The sequence below is a fragment of the Halopseudomonas sp. 4NH20-0008 genome, assembly GCF_057548395.1.
On the sequence record NZ_BAAJMD010000041.1, the window covers coordinates 1 to 898 of the forward strand.

The window sequence follows — 898 nt, forward strand, 5'->3', positions numbered from 1 at the left end:
AGCTACATCCACAGTCCAGTTACCGGCAGCATCAACCGTGGTGTCGTATTCAGTGCCATTGATCACCATGGTGACGGTGTCACCTTCCGCAATGTCACCGCCTGTGGCGGTACCAGTGACAGGAATGGTCTGAGTCGCCTCAGCGGCATTGATGATGTCATCGGCGGTGATGTTGTCCACGGTGACAGTGCCAGCCTGGGCAACCAGATCTACTGTGTGAGTCGAGGTACCTGTGGTCTCGACGGTGTTGCCGGCGGCATCGCTGGACGCCACTACCACATCGAATTCAGTGTCGGCCGCGAGATCGCTACCAGCAACATCCACAGTCCAGTTGCCATCGGCATCAACGGTGGTGTCGTACTCAGTGCCGTTGATCACCATGGTGACCACGTCACCTTCAGCAATGTCACCGCCCGTGGCGGTACCGGTCACGGCAATAGTTTGAGCCGCTTCGGCCGCGTTTATCACGTCATCCGCCGTGATGTTATTCACGGTGACAGTGCCCGCCTGAGCTACCAGGTCAACGGTGTGGGTCGAAGTACCCGTGCTTTCTACGGTGTTGCCTGCGGCATCGCTAGAGCTTACAACCACGTCGAACTCAATGTCGGCCGCGAGATCGCTACCAGCAACATCCACAGTCCAGTTGCCATCGGCATCGACTGTGGTGTCGTATCCAGTACCATTGATCACCATGGTGACCACGTCACCTTCGGCGATATCACCACCCGTGGCGGTGCCAGTTACGGCGATGGTTTGAGCTGATTCAGCGGCATTGATTACGTCATCGGCGGTGATATTGTCGATGGTAACGACGCCAGTCTGAGCTACCAGATCAACAGTGTGAGTCGATGTGCCGGTGGTATCGACGGTGTTACCTGCAGCATCGCTGGAAGTCACG

Annotated in this window: 1 protein-coding gene; it reads right to left on the reverse strand. The window is 57.0% G+C overall.

Features of this window, described 5'->3' with window-relative positions; all coding sequences use genetic code 11:
- The coding region (locus AC27HQ_RS16930) for an Ig-like domain-containing protein (RefSeq protein ID WP_487157369.1) at window positions 1-898 on the reverse strand (898 nt) is incomplete at both ends.